The sequence below is a fragment of the Bythopirellula sp. genome (genome assembly GCF_041737835.1).
Lineage (GTDB): Bacteria > Planctomycetota > Planctomycetia > Pirellulales > Lacipirellulaceae > Bythopirellula.
Map to the genome: position 1 here is coordinate 13,560 of NZ_JBGSQY010000023.1, position 20,351 is coordinate 33,910.

General features: G+C 54.6%; 17 protein-coding genes and 1 tRNA gene. 10 read left to right on the forward strand and 8 right to left on the reverse strand.

The window, feature by feature from the left end; all coding sequences use genetic code 11:
• The first annotated feature begins 9 nt into the window (after positions 1-9).
• The 5 genes from AC6T8Q_RS07315 to AC6T8Q_RS07335 all read left to right on the forward strand — a co-directional run bounded on the left by AC6T8Q_RS07315 (position 10) and on the right by AC6T8Q_RS07335 (position 3,329).
• Positions 10-222: a type II toxin-antitoxin system Phd/YefM family antitoxin gene (locus AC6T8Q_RS07315; RefSeq protein ID WP_500678450.1), complete on the forward strand. Its 213-nt coding sequence runs from the start codon at positions 10-12 to the stop codon at positions 220-222.
• A 32-nt stretch (positions 223-254) separates the two neighbouring features.
• Positions 255-956: a YggS family pyridoxal phosphate-dependent enzyme gene (locus AC6T8Q_RS07320; protein ID WP_500678451.1), complete on the forward strand. Its 702-nt coding sequence runs from the start codon at positions 255-257 to the stop codon at positions 954-956.
• Positions 953-1,246: a DUF167 domain-containing protein gene (locus AC6T8Q_RS07325; protein WP_500678452.1), complete on the forward strand. Its 294-nt coding sequence runs from the start codon at positions 953-955 to the stop codon at positions 1,244-1,246. The genes AC6T8Q_RS07320 and AC6T8Q_RS07325 overlap by 4 nt, the downstream gene beginning before the upstream one ends.
• A 382-nt stretch (positions 1,247-1,628) precedes the next feature.
• On the forward strand, positions 1,629-2,321 hold the full coding sequence (locus AC6T8Q_RS07330) for a PEP-CTERM sorting domain-containing protein (protein ID WP_500678453.1): 693 nt from the start codon (positions 1,629-1,631) through the stop codon (positions 2,319-2,321).
• Positions 2,322-2,432: 111 nt separating this feature from the next.
• Positions 2,433-3,329, forward strand: a complete 897-nt coding sequence (locus tag AC6T8Q_RS07335; protein ID WP_500678454.1) for a PEP-CTERM sorting domain-containing protein — start codon at positions 2,433-2,435, stop codon at positions 3,327-3,329.
• Positions 3,330-3,397: 68 nt separating this feature from the next.
• Here AC6T8Q_RS07335 and polX read toward each other — a convergent pair whose 3' ends face one another.
• Positions 3,398-5,128: a DNA polymerase/3'-5' exonuclease PolX gene (gene polX / locus AC6T8Q_RS07340; RefSeq protein WP_500678455.1), complete on the reverse strand. Its 1,731-nt coding sequence runs from the start codon at positions 5,126-5,128 to the stop codon at positions 3,398-3,400.
• Positions 5,129-5,272: 144 nt separating this feature from the next.
• Between polX and AC6T8Q_RS07345 the strand changes: the two genes are divergently transcribed.
• Positions 5,273-6,307, forward strand: coding sequence for an aldolase catalytic domain-containing protein (locus tag AC6T8Q_RS07345; RefSeq protein WP_500678456.1), 1,035 nt, complete (start codon positions 5,273-5,275; stop codon positions 6,305-6,307).
• 245 nt (positions 6,308-6,552) lie between these two features.
• Positions 6,553-7,947, forward strand: coding sequence for a cytochrome P450 (locus AC6T8Q_RS07350; protein ID WP_500678457.1), 1,395 nt, complete (start codon positions 6,553-6,555; stop codon positions 7,945-7,947).
• Between the two features lie 6 nt (positions 7,948-7,953).
• Here the strand turns inward: AC6T8Q_RS07350 and AC6T8Q_RS07355 are convergent, their stop codons facing one another.
• Together AC6T8Q_RS07355 and AC6T8Q_RS07360 are read right to left on the reverse strand one after the other, a co-directional pair.
• The gene (locus AC6T8Q_RS07355) at positions 7,954-9,183 is read right to left on the reverse strand and encodes a pectinesterase family protein (protein WP_500678458.1); all 1,230 of its coding nucleotides are present in this window, start codon (positions 9,181-9,183) and stop codon (positions 7,954-7,956) included.
• 7 nt (positions 9,184-9,190) lie between these two features.
• The gene (locus tag AC6T8Q_RS07360) at positions 9,191-11,629 is read right to left on the reverse strand and encodes a hypothetical protein (RefSeq protein ID WP_500678459.1); all 2,439 of its coding nucleotides are present in this window, start codon (positions 11,627-11,629) and stop codon (positions 9,191-9,193) included.
• A 431-nt stretch (positions 11,630-12,060) separates the two neighbouring features.
• Here AC6T8Q_RS07360 and AC6T8Q_RS07365 point away from each other — a divergent pair, with 431 nt between their 5' ends.
• Together AC6T8Q_RS07365 and AC6T8Q_RS07370 are read left to right on the forward strand one after the other, a co-directional pair.
• Entirely contained in the window at positions 12,061-13,131 is a 1,071-nt protein-coding gene (locus tag AC6T8Q_RS07365) for a S8 family serine peptidase (RefSeq protein ID WP_500678460.1), read from the forward strand.
• Positions 13,038-13,991 carry a proprotein convertase P-domain-containing protein gene (locus AC6T8Q_RS07370; RefSeq protein WP_500678461.1) on the forward strand — a complete coding sequence of 318 codons (954 nt, stop codon included), beginning with the start codon at positions 13,038-13,040 and terminating at the stop codon, positions 13,989-13,991. Before AC6T8Q_RS07365 ends, AC6T8Q_RS07370 begins: the two co-directional genes overlap by 94 nt.
• Before the next feature lie 816 nt (positions 13,992-14,807).
• On the opposite strand, the gene AC6T8Q_RS07375 is transcribed toward AC6T8Q_RS07370, so the two are convergent.
• Together AC6T8Q_RS07375 and AC6T8Q_RS07380 are read right to left on the reverse strand one after the other, a co-directional pair.
• Positions 14,808-15,572 (reverse strand): hypothetical protein, encoded by a 765-nt coding sequence (locus AC6T8Q_RS07375; protein ID WP_500678462.1) that lies wholly within the window; start codon positions 15,570-15,572, stop codon positions 14,808-14,810.
• Positions 15,573-15,951: 379 nt separating this feature from the next.
• Entirely contained in the window at positions 15,952-17,496 is a 1,545-nt protein-coding gene (locus AC6T8Q_RS07380) for a prenyltransferase/squalene oxidase repeat-containing protein (RefSeq protein ID WP_500678463.1), read from the reverse strand.
• Positions 17,497-17,870: 374 nt separating this feature from the next.
• Here AC6T8Q_RS07380 and AC6T8Q_RS07385 point away from each other — a divergent pair.
• Positions 17,871-17,944: transfer RNA gene (locus AC6T8Q_RS07385), tRNA-Met, on the forward strand.
• A gap of 510 nt (positions 17,945-18,454) precedes the next feature.
• Here the strand turns inward: AC6T8Q_RS07385 and AC6T8Q_RS07390 are convergent.
• From AC6T8Q_RS07390 to AC6T8Q_RS07400, 3 genes are read right to left on the reverse strand one after another with little or no spacing between them, the layout of a single operon-like run.
• Entirely contained in the window at positions 18,455-19,555 is a 1,101-nt protein-coding gene (locus tag AC6T8Q_RS07390) for a glycoside hydrolase family 10-like protein (protein ID WP_500678464.1), read from the reverse strand.
• Between the two features lie 22 nt (positions 19,556-19,577).
• The gene (locus AC6T8Q_RS07395) at positions 19,578-20,039 is read right to left on the reverse strand and encodes a hypothetical protein (RefSeq protein WP_500678465.1); all 462 of its coding nucleotides are present in this window, start codon (positions 20,037-20,039) and stop codon (positions 19,578-19,580) included.
• A 1-nt stretch (position 20,040) separates the two neighbouring features.
• Positions 20,041-20,190, reverse strand: coding sequence for an H-X9-DG-CTERM domain-containing protein (locus AC6T8Q_RS07400; RefSeq protein ID WP_500678466.1), 150 nt, complete (start codon positions 20,188-20,190; stop codon positions 20,041-20,043).
• Between the last annotated feature and the right edge of the window lie 161 nt (positions 20,191-20,351).

Below are 20,351 nucleotides of genomic sequence, written 5' to 3' on the forward strand. Positions count from 1 at the left end.
GCCACGAAAATGACAAGTATCAACCTCGATCAAGCCCACGCCCATTTACCCGAGATTATTTCGGGACTGAATCCCGGTGAAGAGTTGATGATTGTCGCAGCTGGGAAACCGCTCGCCACGATAACCAAGGCACCGCAAAAACAATGGCCATGTGCGGCAGGCACTGCAAAAAACACCAGTCATTGGATGGCCGCTGACTTCAACGCGCCCTTGAAGCTTTAAATGGCATTTGATGCTTACAAGGCAACGCGACTGTGGTGAATTCAGTAATCGCCGATAACCTCGCTCGCGTTCAAGAACGCATCGCTCATGCCGCGACATCGGCGGGACGTTCGCCCGACGACGTGCAACTCGTGGGCGTGAGCAAATATGTCGGCATCGAAGAAACGGCCACGTTGCTAACCGCGGGTTGCTCGATCTTGGGTGAGAGCCGTCCCCAGCAGCTTTGGGACAAAGCCGAAGCGCCCGCACTCGCCAACGCGAAATGGCACCTCATCGGCCATTTGCAACGCAACAAAGTTCGCCGCACGCTGCCTATGGTTGATTTAATTCACAGCGTCGATAGCTGGCGGCTGCTCGAGACGATTGAGGCTTGTGCCGCGGAATTTAACAAGCCGGCTCGCGTGCTGCTGGAAGTCAACTGCTCTGGAGATGCCGGCAAGCACGGGCTCACCGGTGACGATTTACGGCGGATCTTACCAAATTTGCCGCAGCTTAAGCATGTTGCCGTCTGTGGCTTGATGACGATGGCAGCACTTGAAGGGGGCGAATCTGTGGCCGCCCAGAACTTCGCCGCCTTGAGACAACTCCGCGATGATGTTCAAAGAGAGTGTCCACCGGGCATAGAACTACGCGAACTTTCCATGGGGATGAGTCACGACTTCGAAGCCGCCATCCGCGCAGGGGCCACTCTCGTGCGAGTCGGTTCGTTGCTCTTCGAGGGTCTTCCCTCGTGATTCATTTGGAAGAAACGCCACAGGGGATCATCCTTTCGGTCCGCGCTCAACCGGGAGCGAAACGAAATGCGATCACAGGCGTACATGACGGCGCACTACGCGTCTCGGTCACCGCCGCCCCCGACAAAGGCAAGGCCAACGAAGCGATTATCGGTGTGCTGGCTAACACATTCCAAATAGCAAAGTCCGCCGTGCAACTCCAAAGCGGGCCCACTTCGCGGCAAAAGAAGTTCCTGCTGCATGGGCTGAACTTGGATCAAGTGAAAGCCCTGGTTGCGCCCATCGGCTGAGCAGTTCGTTGAACAGCCTTAAAAGCCATGTGGTTTCACGAAATTTGCCGAAAATTCGGCTGAAAGCGCTTACACGGATAGTATGTCCTGTCTATTAATGGAAAGAAGAGGGAGTACCTTGCCCCACTGGAGGCACTTTTCAGGGCATTCGTCGCCGGGCACGGTTCTCATTAGTTTGGGACACTTTTTTTAGGCTTCGATCTCGAAGTTGCTAAGGCCATCTCGTCCGAGATGAGTGCTTCGTTTGTCTAATTGTGTAGTAATCCGAGGTGAGAGTGCTCGTACGCACACACCATGGTTGTAAGCCTTTTCATTTAACTACTTTTGCTAGGGACGACTCATGAAAAAGAAGATTATGTTGGCTTTGGCCCTCGCCTGTGGCGTGGCCCTCACCACCGCAGCTCAAGCTGCCACTCTGTTTTTTGACTTTGGCGACAGCTCACAGCCAGTGCCAAGCTCATTCAACTACAACTCGATGCCGGTCAATCCACCGAGCGCCGTCTTGTCCATCTTCAACGCAATTGATTCAACCGGCGCGGGCACGGGAGTTGGTGTCAATCTTTCCGGATTTTTCACCGGCTCCAATGTCAATGGGACAACGACCCCCACGGGTGCTGCAGCCGCTTTCCACCCTCAAGCCACGCGTGACAATGCTTTTGGCCATTCTCTGGCTTTCGGAGCGAATCCTTTAACTCCAGAAGGCAAAATCGCGCTGAGTGGTTTAGACACTTCAGGCAACACCAATTATACCTTCACCTTTTTTGGTTCACGCACCGGCGTCGGTGACAACCGCGAAACCGTCTACACCGTACAAGGTGGCACGTCCGGCGCCAGCAGCTTGAACACCGCCAACAACACCAGCAATGTTGCCCTTGTTTCGGGCATTCTTCCTGATGCCAACGGCGAAATTGATATCCTTATTACTCCAGGCCCAAACAACACGAGCGCGAGCAGATTCTGGTACATCGCTGCGATGAGCATTGAAGTTACCACCACTCCGGTTCCTGAACCCGCCACTGTTGGTTTGCTGGCTTTCTCGGGATTGGCTTTTGTCTTTAAGCGCCGCACGAAATAGTCCTCCCACTATTTGGCGTTTTGATTGCCTCCTGCCCGTGCCTCGCCCCTCCCGCGAGGCACGGCAGGCACTCTATTCACTTTTATCATCAGAGCTGAGGTTCTTCCTGCCATGTTTCAAGCAATCAAGAAAACTGCGCTGACCGTGATTTTGTCGGTCTTGGCCACGAATGTTGCATTCGGCCAAGCGAAAGACATCCTCTGGTTCGGCAATAGCTTCACCAACGCAACCTGCTGCGGCGGATCGCGTAGTGTTCCTGAAACTTTCCGTCTCATCGCAATTGCCGCCGGCGAAACAGCGCCCCGCAACCGCAATGCGTCATTCGATGGTCGAAGCCTCCAGTGGCACATCGATAACAACTCCTCGGTGATCACCACCGGTATCCCAGGAACCGAAAAGTGGGAACACGTCGTACTCCAAGATTTCTCCACAATGCCCACGCGCCTCGGCAGCACAGCCCAACACATTTCGAGTTCTGTGGATCTGTACCAACTGGTGGCTCTTCATAGCCCGAATGTTGTTCCCGTGATGTACGAAACCTGGGCCCGCGGTTTTGGCCATTCCTACTACGCCGGTGGTGCCGCGGCGACCTATCCAGGTGGTCCATCCGAAATGCAAGCCGAAATTCGCAGCGGCTATCAGCAGTCAACCGCCGCAATTAATGCTGCTGTTGCTACAGACATCGGCAAATACGCCCCCGTTGGCGACGTGTGGGAATCGACCAACTTCGCAGCCAACATGTATGCCAACGATATCTACCACGCCAATGATCGTGGTACCTTGCTGAATGCGTTGGTCCTGTACGCCACGATTTACGAAGATTACACCGTCAGCGATATCAATCTCAGCACGGTGTTGACCAACTTCAACCCGGATTTGACCCCTGCCGATGGCATTGCGATTGCCGGTGCTGTAGACGCATACTTCGCGTCGCTGGTTGTCCCCGAACCAAGTTCAGCCGCATTGTTGCTGTTGGGTTCGGTCGGGTTCTTGCGTCGTCGTCGCTAAGATTTCTTGAGTACTGAAGAACCTAGGAACCCGGTGTGGTATTTAATCACGCCGGGTTTTTCTATGCGCTATCGTTTCAACAATTTCTCAAACTTCTTCCATGGCAGGGTGTTGGCCACATCGGCGGCGGTCAGCCCGCCCCGCCGAGCTTGGAGCACGCCGTACCGCATCACATTGAGCCCCTCTTCGCTGTGGGCGTCGGTGTTGATCACAATCGGAATGCCATGCCGCTTGGCCGCCGCGCAATGGATGTCGTTCAAATCCAGCCGCGCGGGATTCGCATTGAGTTCCAGCGGCTTCTTGTGTTTCGCCGCCGCAGCGAACACCTTGTCGATATCCACGGCGTAAGCTTCCCGCTTGTTGATCAACCGCCCCGTGGGATGAGCGATGATATCCACATGCGGATTCTCGATGGCCCCCAGAATCCGCTCGGTGATTTTTTCGATTGGCTGATTTTGGCCGTAATGAACGCTGGCAATCACCCAATCCCCTTGAGCAAGCACGTCGTCAGGCAGATCCATCCCCCCGTTTTCCAGTATGTCGCATTCGATTCCCTTAAGAATCTGTATGCCAGCGAACTGCTTGCGAATGCGATCGATTTCCGCCCACTGCGCGAGCACCCGCTCGGCGTTGAGCCCGTTGGCCATGCTCACTCGCTTGGAATGGTCGGTGATTGCGATGTATTCCAGTCCGCGTTCCTGAGCCGCCGCGATCATCTCTTCCAACGAGGCGTGGCCATCGGTCGCATTGGTGTGCATGTGCAAATCGCCGCGGATATCCGAGAGTTCCACGAGCTTGGGGAGCTTTCCCTTCTTAGCCCATTCAAATTCCTCGCGGTCTTCACGCATCTCTGGTGGAAAATCGGGCAACCCTAGCGTGTCGTAAATCTCCTTTTCCTTTTTCCCCGCAAGGTAAGTTTCGCTGCCGTCCTCTTCGACTCGAAAGATGCCCCATTCGCTGATTTTGAGTTGCTGCTTCTTCGCGAGTCCACGTAGCTTGACGTTATGAGCCTTCGAGCCCGTGAAGTATTGCAAGGCGGCCCCGAACGATTCTTTGGGCACAACGCGAAGGTCCATTTGCATGCCGGTTCCCAGACGCACCGACATCTTGGTCTCCCCTCGGGCAATCGTTTCTGCGATGCCTGGAAACTTGCCAAAGTGTTCCATCACCGCATCACTATCTTTGGCTTCCACCAGAAAATCGAGATCGCCAATCGTTTCACACCGCCGCCGATAGCTGCCGGCCGCTTCGATTTGTTTAATCCCTTTGTGTGTGCGCATGTGTTCGAGCACTTCCGCAACGATCGCATCCGCCAGGGCCCACTTTGTCCGCTGATCACCGGCCTCGGCAATCGACAGGCCCTTGAGAATCGTTTCCTCGGTTTTCGCGCCAAAGCCTTTGAGATTGCGAACCCGTTGCTCCTGGCAGGCGACCCGCAATTGATCGAGCGTTTCGATACCCAATTCCTTGAACAGCACAGCCGCTTTTTTGGGTCCCATCCCCGGCACACGCAAGATCGCCAATACCGTGGCCGGCACCTGGGCCTGCAACTCTTCCAGATACTTCAAGCGGCCAGTGGTCACCAACTCGGTGATCTTGTCGGCCAGATCCTTGCCAATTCCGGGCAAGTCAGTCAGTTTGCGCGATGGGTCGGCGACAATCGCATTCACCGGTTCCGACAGGTCCCCCATCCCGCGTGAGGCGTTGCGGTAGGCCCGTACGCGAAACGGATTGGCATCCTGAAATTCTAAAATATCGGCGATTGTATCGAACGCAGCGGCAATATCTTTGTTTGTCATAACTGCCATTCTAGAACTCGGCAAAACGTCCTCCTAGCCGTATCCGCTGCGTGCGAAAATGCCTAGTTTCCCAGGCATTTCCCACCCGTCGCAAGCCTCATCCGCGTGAACTATACTTAAGGATTACCAACTTCCTAACAGAGCATGCCGAGTACTTTTGACTCGGCCTACAATACTTCGCAGCCCGGAGCCCCCATGTCCGAAACCGCACCTTGGATCACCTACCGCCCTGAACTCAAAGTGCTCGATTGCACGATCCGCGACGGCGGGCTCATCAACAAGCATCAATTCTCCGACGAAACCGTCCGCGCGGTTTACGACACGTGCATCGAGGCCGGCATCGACTATATGGAAGTCGGCTACAAAAACTCACACAAGGCGTTCCCCAAGAGCGATTTCGGAGCGTGGCGGCATTGCGACGAAGCGGATCTCAATCGTCTCTTCGGTGGACACGATCCCGAACGCACGGGCTTGAAACTCTGCGCAATGGCCGACGCCGGCAAGAGCGACTACAAGGAACAGATCGTCCCCCGCAGCGACAGCGTGCTGTCGATGATCCGCGTGGCCTTCTATGCTCATCAAGTTTCCGAAGCCGTGCAGATGATCGAATACTGCCACAACCATGGCTACGAAACGTGTGCCAACTTGATGGCCGTCTCCAATGTGGAAGACGTCGAAATCGACACGGTGCTGGCCGCGATTCGCAACACGCCCGCTCAAGTGATGGTGATCGTCGATAGCTTCGGCCACTTATATCGCGAACAGATCGATCGTCTCTACAAAAAATACGCCGCTGCCCTCGAAGGAACCGGCAAGGAAATTGGCATTCACGCCCACAACAATCAGCAGCTGGCATTCGCCAACACAATCGAGGCGATCATCCTGGGCTCAAACCGCGTGGACGCCACGATGTTCGGCCTGGGCCGCGGTGCTGGCAACTGCCACATGGAATTGCTCCTGGGCTTCCTGCGCAATCCCAAATTCAAGATGCGCCCCGTGATCAAACTCATCCAAGAGCAAATCCTGCCGCTCAAGCAAAAGATCGATTGGGGCCCCAGCATTCCTTACAATCTAGGTGGCCAGATGAATCTCCATCCCCGCGATGCGATGGAATTCCGCGAAGGCAAAGATCCCGACAATTACATCGCGTTCTACGATCAGTTGATGCAGGACTATTGATTCCTCATCACATCTCGAAAAAATTTAGCTGACACGAGCAGCATTGGCTAGCTCCATGCGCTGAGTTCTTGAGATGCACAGCTATTGTTGTTAATTAGTCGACACCCACACAACCGTTCCAATCGGAACTCTCTCGGCGACTGCTGGTCATTTGGCGACCTATCTTTGAGCAGCAGTTTTCTCGGGCAAGCCTGTAACATATTTCGACCCTTTAAGTCGCTCGCGACTTAGCTGAACTCGTCGCCATGCTCTCCAGTTTCTCATCACCTATTTGCAGGCAACTGCCACCGGGCCCGAAAAATGGTCCATTCGGCATTCGCCATATCTATCGCTGTAACACGCAACCGCTTGAGTTCTACGCTCGGCTGGCGAGCTACGGCGATCTGGCGACCTTTCGCATGTTCGGCGTGCGCGCGTATTTCCTGAATTCCCCCGAATTGATCCATACCGTGCTGCGCGACACGGAAACCCGCTTTCGTAAACTGCCGCGTTCTTTGAATATGCTCTCGAGGGGCCTTGGAAAAGGTTTACTCTCGACCCAAGGTGCCGATTGGGCTGCCAATCGACGCATTGCACAAGGTGCCTTTACTTCGCGAGCGACCGCTGGAATTATCGATGCCGTTGCTCCTTATGTCGAAAAGTCGTTGAATCGATGGCCACATAAACAAACTTTTGAACTGTTTGCTGAATTGGACCGCCTTACGATTGGGGTAGCGGCACGGGGACTGCTCGGGGTGACGCTTGAGCAACATGCCATGCGAATTGGCCAGGCGGCGCGCATGCTCTCGGAAAGCTGGGCCTACTCTGTCAGACAGATTTTACCCATGCCAGCCTGGGTCCCATTTTCTCGTCAGCGTCATGAAGCACGTGCAGTGAAATTCCTACGCTCGACAGTCTCTCAGATCATTGCCCATCATGAAGACCTTGCGGGCGATAAACGCAATCTGATTTCGCGCTTGATCGCTGCCTACACAGTAAATGGATCTGATAGACGTGACAGTCGTGAGCTCCTGATCGATCAATTGCTGACGATTCTGATTGCCGCCTATCATGCCAGTACGGTCACATTGTGCTGGACGCTGTATTTGCTTGCCAATCACCCTGAAATCGCCGAAAAAGTTGCTGATGAAGTGAATGCAGTCCTAGGCGATCGCCTGCCGACATCTGCGGAACTTGCCAGACTCGACTTTACTGAAACCGTACTGCTCGAGTCGATGCGAATTTACCCCTCCGCATGGGAAATGTTCCCCCGGCAAGCCGTCGAGAACACAAAGTTAGGAGAATGGGCCATACCACGCGGGGCGTGGATATTTATGAGTCCTTTCATCACCCATCGCGACGAGCGTTTCTTCGAGAATCCGCTCATGTTTGATCCCGACCGCTGGTCGCCCGAGCGGATCAATTCCATTGATCCTCGTGCGTATTTCCCTTTCGGCGGTGGACGTCATATCTGCATTGGTCGTGACATGGCCATGAACCAGAATAAGCTTATGCTTGCGATGATCGTGAGACGGTTCCATTGTCATTTTAAATCGAACGACCATGTCCCAGCACCACTCCCACCGATGGCCCTCGTTCCCCGGGATCCGATGTGGGTCACTCTTGAGCCACGCTACGCCAACACCTTGGTGACCGTGTAAAGAGTGCTACCAACGGAATAAAAACAGCGCGAGCCCCAGCACCGCCAAACTTGTGGTTGCGGGTTCGGGAATGAGCGCCGCCACGAAATCTGCGTTTGGCTCGCCATACTGTTCATGCCATACCACGAGGTCCAACTCGTTGACCACTCCGTCGAAGTTGGCATCACCGGTCGAATTGTCGCTCTGGCCATTCATCCCAAAACCGCGCTGCCAAACAAGAAAATCCCGGCCATCAATATCTCCATCGCCATCAAAGTCGGCCGACGGGTCCATTGGTTCTGCAATGATGGGGTTCCAACCGTCTGTCCCGGCCAGCCAATTTTCTTTGGAATAGAGTGCGACTTGCTCGGCCGTGAGTTGATGCGACCAAGCAGCACGGCCCGACACATTGATGGGATTGCCAGCCAAATCCATGCTGTTGTATTCGGCGAAGTACGACGTCAGATGATTGTTGCCTGACCACGTTTGCCACCCAAGCGAATTGATCAGCGGCCCCATCTTGGTGTCGATAAATATCGACCGCGAATATGCCTGCCAAGGTCGACCCAAATAGACGCTGCCGTTGGGGGCCGTGCCGGTGATCGTCGAATTCTTAAATACATAGCCATTGGTTTCGGCGGCTGATTCGCGACCTTGGGCGGTCACGTAACCACCGACCTTCGCGAATAGCATGGAGTTCTCGAAAAAGGCCGTTCCCTTGCCGTAAATAAAATCGACGCTCCCTTCGACGTAGGAATCGTAAAAGTAGTGTCGCCCGGATTCACTGCGGAGCGTATCCTGCCAACCGAGAAAGCGGCAATTGTTGAAGATCGCGCGGTCGCCGCGTACGTAAATGGCCAATGCCTGCCCCGCATTCTGGCCGGCGGTGTTCTCGAATGTCAGATTCTCGGCGATGAAATCCTTACCGCGAATCACGGTGCTCGCATGAACTGTTGATTCGTTGGGTAGCGTGCTGGCGGTCTCATAGAATGTCAACTTCGTATCGGCCGCGGTCGCCCCTTTGCCGCGGAGTGTGATGAAGGGTTTGTTATCCGGAACAATTACTCGCTGCTGATATTCCCCCGGCGTGATCTCGATGACATGCCGCACCGTGTTGTTCGCCGGCACGGCATCGACCGCGGCTTGCACCGTGGCATATTGACCGCTAGGACCAACGGTGAACGTCACATCTCCGCGCGCCATGTTCACCATGACGCACAAAAATAGAGCCGTCGCAAAAGAGTAGCCTCTAAGCATCGTTTACCTATCCTTTAGCTGCTCCACCGCATCGACAAATCCCACCGATCAACAGTCCCATTACCAGCATCAAAGAACTTGGTTCGGGCACAGCCGTTGAAGCAGCAAGTTGCCCAGCGTTGTAACCATTCTGCCACTGCTCCAGCTCGGTCGGGCTGTGTGGATCGCTTGTCTCGCCCCGTTGCCACATGAGAAAATCGCGGCCATCAACATCCCCGTCGCCGTCGAAATCGCCGTCTTGAGCGACTGCAGCGACGACTGATAACGCCCCACTAACAAGCAATTCCGATGAATCCCAAGCCAAGCCGCTCGTTAGCTCGGGCAGATTGAGTTCGAATTCGCCTGTTGCGAGGCTGAAACTGAAAATCTCAAAAACGTCACCTTCAAGGGGCGAATAATCATTGAGCAGCACATTCAGCGACCCACCCGCCGCGAGCGTGCCATCCACCCAGACGGCGTCGTACTCGTTTGCTGCATTCCCAGCGATCTCGATTTCAATTGCGCCGCTGTTCATCGTGAGGTCGCCCATCACGTGAGTCACGCCAGGACTGTTCCCCGGCGCGATCGTGCCGCCGTTGTTCACGAGCGTGAAGCCTACCGTCTCGGCACTGAGCACGCCGCCCGTGAAATTAAAAGTTCCGCCCGAGCCTTTCAACAGCGTCTTCGTCGTGAGCTTGCCCCCCGAGAGATTAAGTTCGGCCGTCGCCGTCGGGTTATCGCCGATCGCCACAATTCCATCACTCATTCCGTAAACGGCATCTTCGACATGGAGCCAACCATTGGTGATATTGAGCGTTGCGTTGTCACCGGAGTTCATCGCCAAAATGACATTGCCCGCGTGTTGCCCGACGGCGTCGACCACGACAGTGCCGTTGTTGATCACGGCCGAATCAAACTTTGACGGCTGCCAATACGACGTCGGCGTGACCATCCCCTGCCCCGCGATGTTGACTTGCTGGCCTTTGACTTCCCAGTTTTGAATGTTAGCAAAACGCCCGTTGGCCAGATCATTTTTGAACTCAATGGGTGTCGCGGCGGGCCACGCCGATATCTCGTTGAGATATTCTTCTAGGTCGCTGTAGCCGTCGTTATCGAAGTCGGCATTGTTGTTCGCCACATTGGCATCCAGCCCGTGATGCTGTTCCCAATGGTCAGGCATGCCGTCTTGATCGGTATCCCAATTCGCAGCGCGGGTAAAAGGAGCAACACCACCGCTGGCGACTTGCGACAAAACCGTCGACCATTCCGTGGCCTGAACTCCTGTCGTAAGGTCGTTGATTACGCTGCCCGTCCCCGTGCGCACGCTCTGCACGATCCGTTCATCGATTGGATTGCGGTTGGTCCAGTTCGCCCCGCCATAGTCAAGCACGCGCTGAAGTGCCACGTCGGCCGTTTCTAAAACCGATGTTCCAGCAACTGGAAAAGCTTCGTTCACAAACACCTGTGTGCCGGCAAAAGCCGTGGGGCTCCCCGACGTTCTGTTGAACACCGTGCCATCAAAGGTGCCGTCTTTATCGAGATCGCGTTTGTTCCCGCCATTCTCGTAGATCTTCGTCGTGCCCGTGGGGGTGGCGTCGTCTCCCCCTGTGAAGATCGTCTGCCCGTTGTTATTCCCTTTGATGTAGTAATTGTTCAAAAAGTTCGTGCTGCTGTTTTGATCCGTTCCCGAGTAGCCGGCTCGATTGACCCAGTTATAGAACACATTGTTGGCCATATTCGTGACGGCACCGGTTGCTCCCGTCACGCTTCCCAACCGTGGCATACGCGAGTTGTTGTGCGCATACAAGTTGTGGTGATATGACGCCTGAGCGCCATCGACTTCCGTCGCAATGATCGAACCGTACGAATGTCCGTTATAATTGAGCCCCTCATTGATCAACGAATACTGAATCGTGGAATTAGCCCCCGCGTCGGTCTGCGAAATCCCTTCGTCGGTGAACCAACTCGCCGTCACATGGTCAACCACGGAATTCGTAAGCTGCAAACTAAACGCATCGTAAGTAAAGCTCGTGGGATTCACCGGGTCCTTCCCCGGCCGGACCGTGATGTTCCGCAGCACGACGTTATCGCCGGTAAACTTCGTCGCCACCCCCGCGATCGTGACACCTGGTCCCGGCGCAGTTTGCCCAGCCACGGTGATATTGCTCCTACCAGAACGGAACCACCAGCCCGACCCGCCGCCGTTCTGAAAGATCGTTCCCCCCACGTCGAACACGATCGTGCGCCCAGCGGCAGGCGCATTATTGATCCCATACTTGAAGCTGCCAGGAATGAGGCCGTCCTTATCGAATTCCAGATTCGTGACATGATAGACATCGCCACCACGCCCGCCCGATGCGGTCGCCCCCGGACCCTCAGCCCCAGAAAAGGCAGGGAGCTGACCGTAGCCGAAGGATGGCATCAACCCGCTCAGAGCCACTACGACAAAGAGATAGCGATTCTTCATACCGATGGCACGCCTCGAAACAGAACAGATGCCGCGACCACGCGGAGTTCCGCTCACCGCTTGGCGTTGCGTTAGGACAAAGAGAAGTACGAAAAGCGGCCCAATTGGCCGACTCTCCCAAGCTAATCGCGGGCCGGTTTTCGCTCAATCGGGCGTTGTTGCAATTTAGGGAGAGAAATACGCAAGATGACTGAATTCCTCCACAATCGTGCATGCCTTCGATATAAAAGCCAGACGAGTCAAAAGGCGTTTGCTGAAGTTCGATCCGGGTCGAAGGATCTGCTTCGGCGTCGGTATCTACCAGGCACTCTAGGGCAAGTTTTATCTAATCCGAAAAGGGATGGACTTTGGGACCCACTATTCTCCCGGCAAAGGCCATCAATTAGAATCCTCGTGGTGTCTTTTCTTTGAGATGCGAGGAACCCGACTGCATGAAGTTTTGCCGCCAGATTCTGTTGGCGATCTTTTGCCTGCTTTGCTCAAGCGTGGCACTGGGGCAGAGTGCGCCTTTTGTTCCTGATGACCCGTATTTCTTTTCATCACCGTCAGAGAGTTTCAACGGACAATGGTACTTAGATAAACAGCTCACCGGCGCTGCAATTGACATGAATGTCCAAGGCGCTTGGGAGCAAGGACTTACCGGCGAGGGGATCGTTGTGGGCGTGCTTGAAGGAGCGTTCGAATACACGCACCCGGATCTCGCGGCAAATTATGAGAGTGGTTTCAGTTGGGATTTTGTAGACAACGACTCTGATCCTCGCGACACCACATCACCATTAACGGCGACTGGATTAAGTTCACACGCAACTAGCGTTGCGGGAATTCTCGGCGCTCGCGGTGGAAATGGGATCGGGGTAACAGGCGTCGCTCCCCGGCTGGCAATGGCCTCACTTCGCTTCCATGAGGGAGCCGGCGTACCTAACAACAACACCACCTTGGTGAATGCGCTCTCCAATGCGATCGCCTATCGAGGGGGCGAAATCGACGTCAAGAACCTCAGCTTTGCCGAATCGAGCGGTCGATATGCCGCGTTAATGTATCCGGCTGTGAGAAATATGGAGCAGTCTGTCCGGTCTGTTGTTTCCCAAGGAACAATATTCGTGCAAGGGGCCGGCAACGCTCGCGCGGATGCGAACAAACTCTACATTGCACATCTTCCTGAGACCATCGTTGTTGCAGCAGCTGGGTCAAATGGCCGTTTCTCGACGTACAGCAATTACGGCGCAAACATATTTGTCACGGCACCATCGGCGGCATCTTCGGTAGTGACGCCGTTCGATGTCGTAACAACGGATGGCACTGGAGAGAGTGGGTACAACATTTCAGGCGCAGGAGAATCGTCCTATCCAGACAGTTTTCCAGACCTAGATTACTCACAGTATTCGGCGGCACGTCTTCGACCGCACCGATGGTCTCGGGCGCGATCGCTCTCGCAAAGGAGGCTCAACCACGACTCGACGCGCGATTTGCCAAGCACCTTCTTGCTGCGACGAGTCGAGTGATTGACGCGACGGACGCTAGTTCGACCGGCGGATGGATAACAAACGGAGCAGGATATCACTTCAACAATAACTACGGGTTCGGTCTGGTCGATGTTGACGCCCTCACGCGAGCGGCGACTGAGTTCACCGGCGTGACGCCACTTCAGACGCAGACTACGGGATTAATCTCGGTCGGGGCAACTATTCCAGAAAACAACGCAGCTGGAATTTCTAGGAGCGTATCGATTGCCGAAGGAGGTCTCTTGGAGGAAGTGCAGATACGATTGCGAATAAACAAGAATCAGAATTTCTTTTCGTACGTCGAAGACATCAAAGGAGTGCTGACCTCGCCGTCCGGAACGCAGAGCGTCTTTCTGACACCTGCCTTATGCAACTGTTCGCTTGCTAGTCCTGAGAGCGGAACTGTCAACCTGGATTGGACATACACCAGCAACGCCTTCTGGGGAGAGGACCCTTCAGGCGAATGGACAGTGACGCTCATCGACGTCCCTTCACCCAGCGGCGGTAGTCATGACTCGTATGCAATGCCTTGGCACTCCTTCGAGATTATTTCCCGCAGCGGCTCATTGATATCCGCGAGTCCCGGCGACTTCGATGCCGATGGCGACGTCGATGGAAGGGACTTTTTGGTTTGGCAACGCGACTCCGGTCAGACGGCTCGTCTGCGAGCCGATGACAACAACGATGGTCTTGTCGATGCCGCCGATTTGGAAATCTGGCAAGACAACTACGGACAGGGCGGTACGCAGGCTCTCGTGGCTGTTCCCGAACCGACATCGGCGGGGCTAGCTGCCATCGCGATCACTTCATTCCTTGGATTGAATCGTCGCCTCGCTTTGTTTTCTGTTGTAGCGGGGTAGCACCGACACGACATCCGCAAATCGGACCGTAGGCGAAAAGACTCGACCGGGTTCGTGTCGGTGTGCGCAGCACGAGAGGTATTCGACGCGAATCACGTCTTGTCGCAAGCTCTTTATGAAATATCCCTCAGGTTCGGCACAGAAGACGCATATTCATGAGCCGCAACGCGCTAGCGGCGGGTTCTGGAATTGTCTCGAATGTTTACCGTGTTCAGCCGCCGAAGAACCCCACGCTAGCGCGTTTGGGCTCAGGGATTTTACGTGGTTTAATATCTTCACCCCGGCCAAGAATCGTTGTGGCGAGTTGCTTCACAATCGCGATAATGGTGTACGCCCGATAGTAGGCATGATCTTTGAAAATTGAGTCCGTAGACTGATTTTTGGAACGCACTTAGCGCGCGTTTTGTCCAAAAGTCGACTCGATTTGGCACGTGTGATTTTCGCAAGAGCTTGAAATTTCAACACTTGCGACAGGGCCAAGTGACAAAACCCAAGACTTTCGGCGCGAAAGTTGGGACCCCAGCCCAGACGCAAAAACTCAGACGCGAAAATTTGAGCTTTGCATGCTCAGGGGGGCTGCAAACCAAGCAAACCTGGCCAAGCTCGCAAACCTGAGAAGGAGGACCGTGGGACGGTGGTCTTGTAGGCCGCGAACGAGTTGTACGAAGTTCCGGCAAGAAGCGGAACACGCGAAGATGCCGGAACTGCGCGGAGCTTGTTCCGGCCTACACAGAGAAAGACGGTGGACTAGGGACTGAATTTAATATATCCACAGTCTACCGTCCCACCGTCTACAGTCTTATCGTCGACAGTCCTTCAACTGCCTTGGCGTCGCACAAGCAAGCCGCCCAGGCAAACCAAGCCCATGGCCACGGTCGCTGGTTCGGGGACCGTGTGGGGCTGACCGCTCGGCGTGACGGTCACATTAAAACCCTTTTTGTCGATCAGGGCACCAGTGCCCACGCCGACGGTCGCGGCATAAAGATGATTGTCGACGGTCACCAAGACTTTCGTCACATCCACGGGCATCGGCACAAGCAGCGAACCGGCCCACGCGGTCGCGAAGCTGGGACCACTCGCATCGGCGGAATGCAGGAACGAACTATCCGGAGCAAAGTTGTAGAAGTGCGTTGTAGAGGCGGAAACGACACCCACGTGATTGATTTCCAACACTTTGATTTCGGCGAAGGCAAGAACCGAAGTGAACGCATCACCGCCAAAAGGGGCGTTAAGGATCGTCAAGCCTATTTCATCGAAGCTCAAAGCATCGATGAAGGCACCCGGCTTCGCTTCGACCGTGAACGTGAGCTTGCCGTCGGTTTGATTCGCGGGACCACCACTCGTGGAAACCGCGGAAAACCCGGCCGTGGGCGAAAAGATCAGTTGGTCGGCCACGGAAATTGGCTGACCGTAGAGCGGCAAGGTATCGCCCGTGGGCGAGCCTTCGGAAATGTTTGTGAACCAGACCGAATTGCCTGTGACGTTCGAATGGATGATGTCGGCGTGGGTTTGTTGCACGAAGCAAGCAGACAAGGCAGCAATAGCCACCAACAACGAACGACAAGCTACGGTTCTCTTCATAAGTCCACCCATATTCCGGAGATGAGTAATCAGTGTTTTATAAACATGGCGCGCAGCACCAGCACAATCGTGACGTTGGTGCGCAGCATCACGTTATTAGGTCAATTTGGAGGGACGTTCCGTGCGTCTAGATTCCGACGCGATAGCCCCTATTGGCATTGCAGCTGCCCGCTGCAGTCGTTCCGACAAAGCCCTTTCTCGGAAGAGCGCTCATCGTGAGCGTGATTTCCTTGCCTCAGAATTCACTTTAGTTGGCCACGCCGTTACGTCAATTTTTTTGAAGCAACCTACGGAATTTCCTCAAATTAGTACGAATATTGGCCAGCAAAGAACCGCAAATGTCCACCTTTTTTACGGTTTGCCGTCGAAAATCGGGCGATTAGAGTCGCCCGATTCGTTCCTGCTGGTAAATCGGCAGGTGGCGGTAATACACCTCCAACATGTAAGTCGACAGGCAGGTGATAAACAACCGGCCCCCTTCGCTGTTCCAACGGAAGCCGCTGGGGTCCCAACTCCCCCGTTCGCGGCCAGTTTTTACCTGCTTTTGGGGAAGCAGTTCGCGCATCACGTTGTTCCAAGCTTGCCAATGCTTGCCTTCCATGTGGTGACAGACCTGCGTGGCGTAATACCAATAGTAAGCATCGCGGTCGCTACGGTCCCAATCGGGCAAGTTCTCAATCAAATAATTCGCACCAACAACCAAACGGTCGTCATCACGCTGCCAACCCAAGTACTGCCGGCAGAGCAATCCTTCGGCGGTCATGCTTTTGGATGGCGGAGAATTATCTTGATAGGAATAGTAGCTGCCGTATTCGTGACTGACCGAATCAAGGAATTTGTTGATCTCTTGCAAGGTTTTTTCCGGGACTTTCAGTTCACCCATCCGCGCGCTTTGCATAGCCATCATGAACCAACCCGTGACAGAAAGATCGCTACCCGAACCGGGGAAATACTTCCACCCACCTTCGGGAGCTTGCACGCTCACGCAGTAATCAACGGCCAGCTGAGCCGGCTTACGATAGCGCTCGTCACGGGTCATGCCGTAAAGCTCGCAAATGGCGATCGTACAGAGGGCTTGCGTATAAAGCTGCGCGGTCCCCTGCCCCGACTGAAAGAAATTCCCCGTGTCGGATTGTTGTTTCAAAAGCGCTTTCCAACCCCGGGTGACGGTTTCGGTGAACGGACCATCGGGATCGCTCTGCGGAGTATAGCCCGCTCCTTGAAAGGCCAGCAGCGCCATCGCCGTGGCGGCTTCGACGTTTTCGTTCACGGACCCGTTTTTATAGGGTCCTTGCAAACTCCACAGTCCTTGCCGGCCCTGATTTCGCGCGAGCCAATTCAGGGCTTCTCGCACCGCGTTTTGGGTTCCTCCCGTTCCGCCATACGCGCCCAACAGCGCCTCCTGCATCCCCGACTTGCGACCGGAAAGTGCCAAGCGAATTGGCTCGACTTCACCCGTCAACGAGTCGATTGGAATAAGTGGATCAGTGACTGTCAGAGCTTCAGTGGCAAGCTCCTCAACTTCCAGAGGGGCTTCCGCCTCAAGCAAGGCATTCATTTCACCCTCAGGCACACCAATCGGCATGTCCAATTCACCATCGATCGGGATCTCCGAGTCAACCGTGTCGAATTGCAGCGAGAATCCTTGCCGCAGGTTCGGCTGGATGACAATCAGTCCCAGTATGATGACCACCAGCATGTGAAACACCGCGCTCACCAACCACGGCGGCGAATCTTCCAGAAGTTCGCCAAGCGTGGGCAACCCCGGCAGTGAATCGTCATCTTGGGAATCCGATTGAGATGCGGGAGGTGGTGGCGGAGGAGGAGCAGGCGGTTTGTTCACAACGACAATAGGCACAACGGGAGCCGCATCGACCTTCATCAGGTCGTCGCCGACGCCTAAATGCGGCTCCGAACCAGCCATGTCCCACCACTCCGTCCCGTCGCGGCACTTTTCGGACAGACGCCGAAAATTTTCGCTCAATGCAGTCTACGAGTCACTGAAATACTGGACAAGCAAAGACCCGCGTTCCCAAACGAATTACCCACTCAGCGTCCACGATTTTGTCGGGCATAGAAAGAGCCAAACCAGCGACTTTCGAGCACTGCCAAGTGTTGGCCCGGCAATTGTGCGGCTCGTGCCGATTAGCAAAACTGGTCGGCGCGGCTAGTCGCTACCGAGAAATCTTGGGCACGATTGCCGATAGTCTGGGGGTCCGAAACGTTTGGCCGCGTGAATCGGGAAAAGTGCCACTTTCCCATTCGCGATGATCATGCTAGGATAACAAATCTCAATGACGCGGGGTGGAGCAGCCAGGTAGCTCGCGAGGCTCATAACCTCGAGGTCGTCGGTTCGAATCCGGCCCCCGCCACTTTCTTTAAGTCTTGCTGAAACCTCACGTTAGGTTACCTGTCATTGGTTGGCAGTGCGTCTCATTTGCAGCGCATAAGGGGTATGCTATAAGGGATAACACCCGGCACGTACCCTGTTTGGCTTTCTAACGAGCAGGATCGCAAGTGCCACTCAACTTTCGCAGACCGCTCAAGTACTGCTCAGTGCAATGTGAATCAACTCTCACCATTTTCGATGATAAAATGCATTTAACGCAGTGATATTCATACTTTTTCGCAGGTGGCATGCATACACAAAGTTTACTAGTGGGAAATGGTAAGGCCATGAATTTTCTGATCGTCGAAGCGAATTGACTCCATATATAGGATTGGAAATAAGTCTACTTCGTACACTCTTCTCAGACTGCCGAGATGTCTGTGAAAATGATTTGGCTGTCCATTTTTCATGCCCCGGACTATACGAGCTCACCTTCTTCATTGCAGACGTTGTTCTTATCATTTGCTAACCGCGACAATAATCATCAGGCCTACTACCAAGCTGCTTCAAACCACTCGGGATGATCGCGCATGGCTGCATCGTAGAAAATGACTTCGCCGTTAATTCCCGCTGCACGATTGGCCCCGACCATTTCCAAAAATACAGTGCGATCATTGTGCAATTGGGCACCCGTACGAACCAACACACCGGGAAAGATCTTGGAGTGATTGGATTTGCTGACTTGTTTGGTGAGAATTTTCTCAAGCTCAGCCTGATAACTGAGAATATCTTGGCGATATATTTGGGGGCAGACTTCATCGACCCAACCCCGCGCGACCCAGGTGGGCCAATCTTGCAAATAATTTTGCTTGGACCACGGAAAAACGCTGGGAGCTGAAGAAATGGTGCAGGTCGGCGAAACCCGTTTGAGTTCTTGGTGCATGCGCTCCATGAACTGGGTAAGTAAATTGGCCCGCCAATCAATCCAGCCGGCATCGAGTGGGTTGTTGGGGGGGAATCTTCCTTCGTGCTGTTCACGGTAGGTATTCACGGTCCAAGAATCATAGCCTGCCACGTTCGGGCATGCCGGCAAACGGTCATCTCCTTGAACTCCGTCAACTTCATAGTTGACCAGAATCTCTTTCAACAATCCCAAGACGAAGTCCTGAACTTCGGGGTGAAACGCGTTCATCCATTGAAAGTCGTTCATCGTAGCGATTTGGCCATGAAGATCCCGGGCCGCCCACTCGGGCCGGGCTCGCAGAATAGGTCCTCCCGTGGGATCACCGTTGGATGCGGCGAAGCCAAATTCAAACCAAGCGATCACGCGCATTTTTTTCGCGTGGCCCGCGGTCACGAATTCTTTAAGTACGTCGAACCCTTCGTAGCGGGGATCGCAACTCCTATTGAATTCGCGCTGCATTAACGCGCTGGGATAGACCGTGTAGCCGCGATTCCAGACCACGACATACAACGTGTTGACGCCGACGCGATCGGCGAGTTCGACAAACTCGCGTATGCTTGCGGGACTTTGTAATGTCTCGGAACCGACGTTCGCGACCCACACGCCCCGCACGGGTGGCGGTTCCGCGCCGAGAGAATGACTTTCGAGACCCAGCGAAAGAGTGAGGAGAATCAAAACAGATCTGAGCACTCGGTTCATCGCGGGTTCGGAGTTATTTTGGAAACTGAACAGGTGGACCCGTGAGTCGAAACTCAAACGGCTCGTTCTCGCCGGACTTCACCTCTGCGGTGAGTCCGCTCATTTCAAAAGAAGTGTATTGCTGGGGAATCAGCAGTCGGCCGATCGAGCGTTCCCCCACGACGGGTTTGGCCTGCTCACCAGGAGCCTGCGAAGAGTAGCAATTGATGCGCACCTTTTGGGGACCAACGGTAGCTCCATCGCCCGGGCGAAACGAGGCCATCTCGAACGTGCCATCGGATTGTATCTGGCCCGTGGCCGGTTGTCCCCGTTCCGGTTGAAACATGATCGAGCCATAAGGCAAAGGCTGATCGTTGTAATAAACAGTGCCGCGCGCGGGCGCGGTCTCTGGCCCTTCCTTGCAACCTGGCAACAGCAGTAGGGCCAAAAGAAGGAGCAAAGCCTTGCCACGAGAGTTGCTCACGACAATCGGCACGCTAGATTCCGGAAGTGTCGACAACTTCTTCCCCATTACAAGTGGCAAGGGCTTTGTAGGTGACCAAATCGATGTCATCCGAAAGGACATGCACGCTGCCATCGATGTGAGCCGTCTGGATCACACCTGGATGATAACTTCCGAGCGGCAAGTAATTGAAGGGGACAGGAGTGCTCTGTCGAAAACCCTCACCTGCTAGCTAAACAATGCTTTTCGTGTCATCGTAGTGGAAGGCATGTCCCAGACGAGCAAGTCTCCGAAGCGAATTCTGCAGGTCGCCCACACGTTGGGTAAGCAGCGACTGCGAACTTA

What these genes read in the sequence shown, in the direction of transcription:
- AC6T8Q_RS07315 (WP_500678450.1), top strand. Translation starts at nt 10, where the DNA reads ATGACAAGTATCAACCTCGATCAAGCCCACGCCCATTTACCCGAGATT.
- AC6T8Q_RS07335 (WP_500678454.1), top strand. Translation starts at nt 2,433, where the DNA reads ATGTTTCAAGCAATCAAGAAAACTGCGCTGACCGTGATTTTGTCGGTC.
- polX (WP_500678455.1), bottom strand. Translation starts at nt 5,128, where the DNA reads ATGACAAACAAAGATATTGCCGCTGCGTTCGATACAATCGCCGATATT.
- AC6T8Q_RS07345 (WP_500678456.1), top strand. Translation starts at nt 5,273, where the DNA reads ATGCCGAGTACTTTTGACTCGGCCTACAATACTTCGCAGCCCGGAGCC.
- AC6T8Q_RS07350 (WP_500678457.1), top strand. Translation starts at nt 6,553, where the DNA reads ATGCTCTCCAGTTTCTCATCACCTATTTGCAGGCAACTGCCACCGGGC.
- AC6T8Q_RS07355 (WP_500678458.1), bottom strand. Translation starts at nt 9,183, where the DNA reads ATGCTTAGAGGCTACTCTTTTGCGACGGCTCTATTTTTGTGCGTCATG.
- AC6T8Q_RS07360 (WP_500678459.1), bottom strand. Translation starts at nt 11,629, where the DNA reads ATGAAGAATCGCTATCTCTTTGTCGTAGTGGCTCTGAGCGGGTTGATG.
- AC6T8Q_RS07365 (WP_500678460.1), top strand. Translation starts at nt 12,061, where the DNA reads ATGAAGTTTTGCCGCCAGATTCTGTTGGCGATCTTTTGCCTGCTTTGC.
- AC6T8Q_RS07370 (WP_500678461.1), top strand. Translation starts at nt 13,038, where the DNA reads ATGGTCTCGGGCGCGATCGCTCTCGCAAAGGAGGCTCAACCACGACTC.
- AC6T8Q_RS07375 (WP_500678462.1), bottom strand. Translation starts at nt 15,572, where the DNA reads ATGAAGAGAACCGTAGCTTGTCGTTCGTTGTTGGTGGCTATTGCTGCC.
- AC6T8Q_RS07380 (WP_500678463.1), bottom strand. Translation starts at nt 17,496, where the DNA reads ATGGCTGGTTCGGAGCCGCATTTAGGCGTCGGCGACGACCTGATGAAG.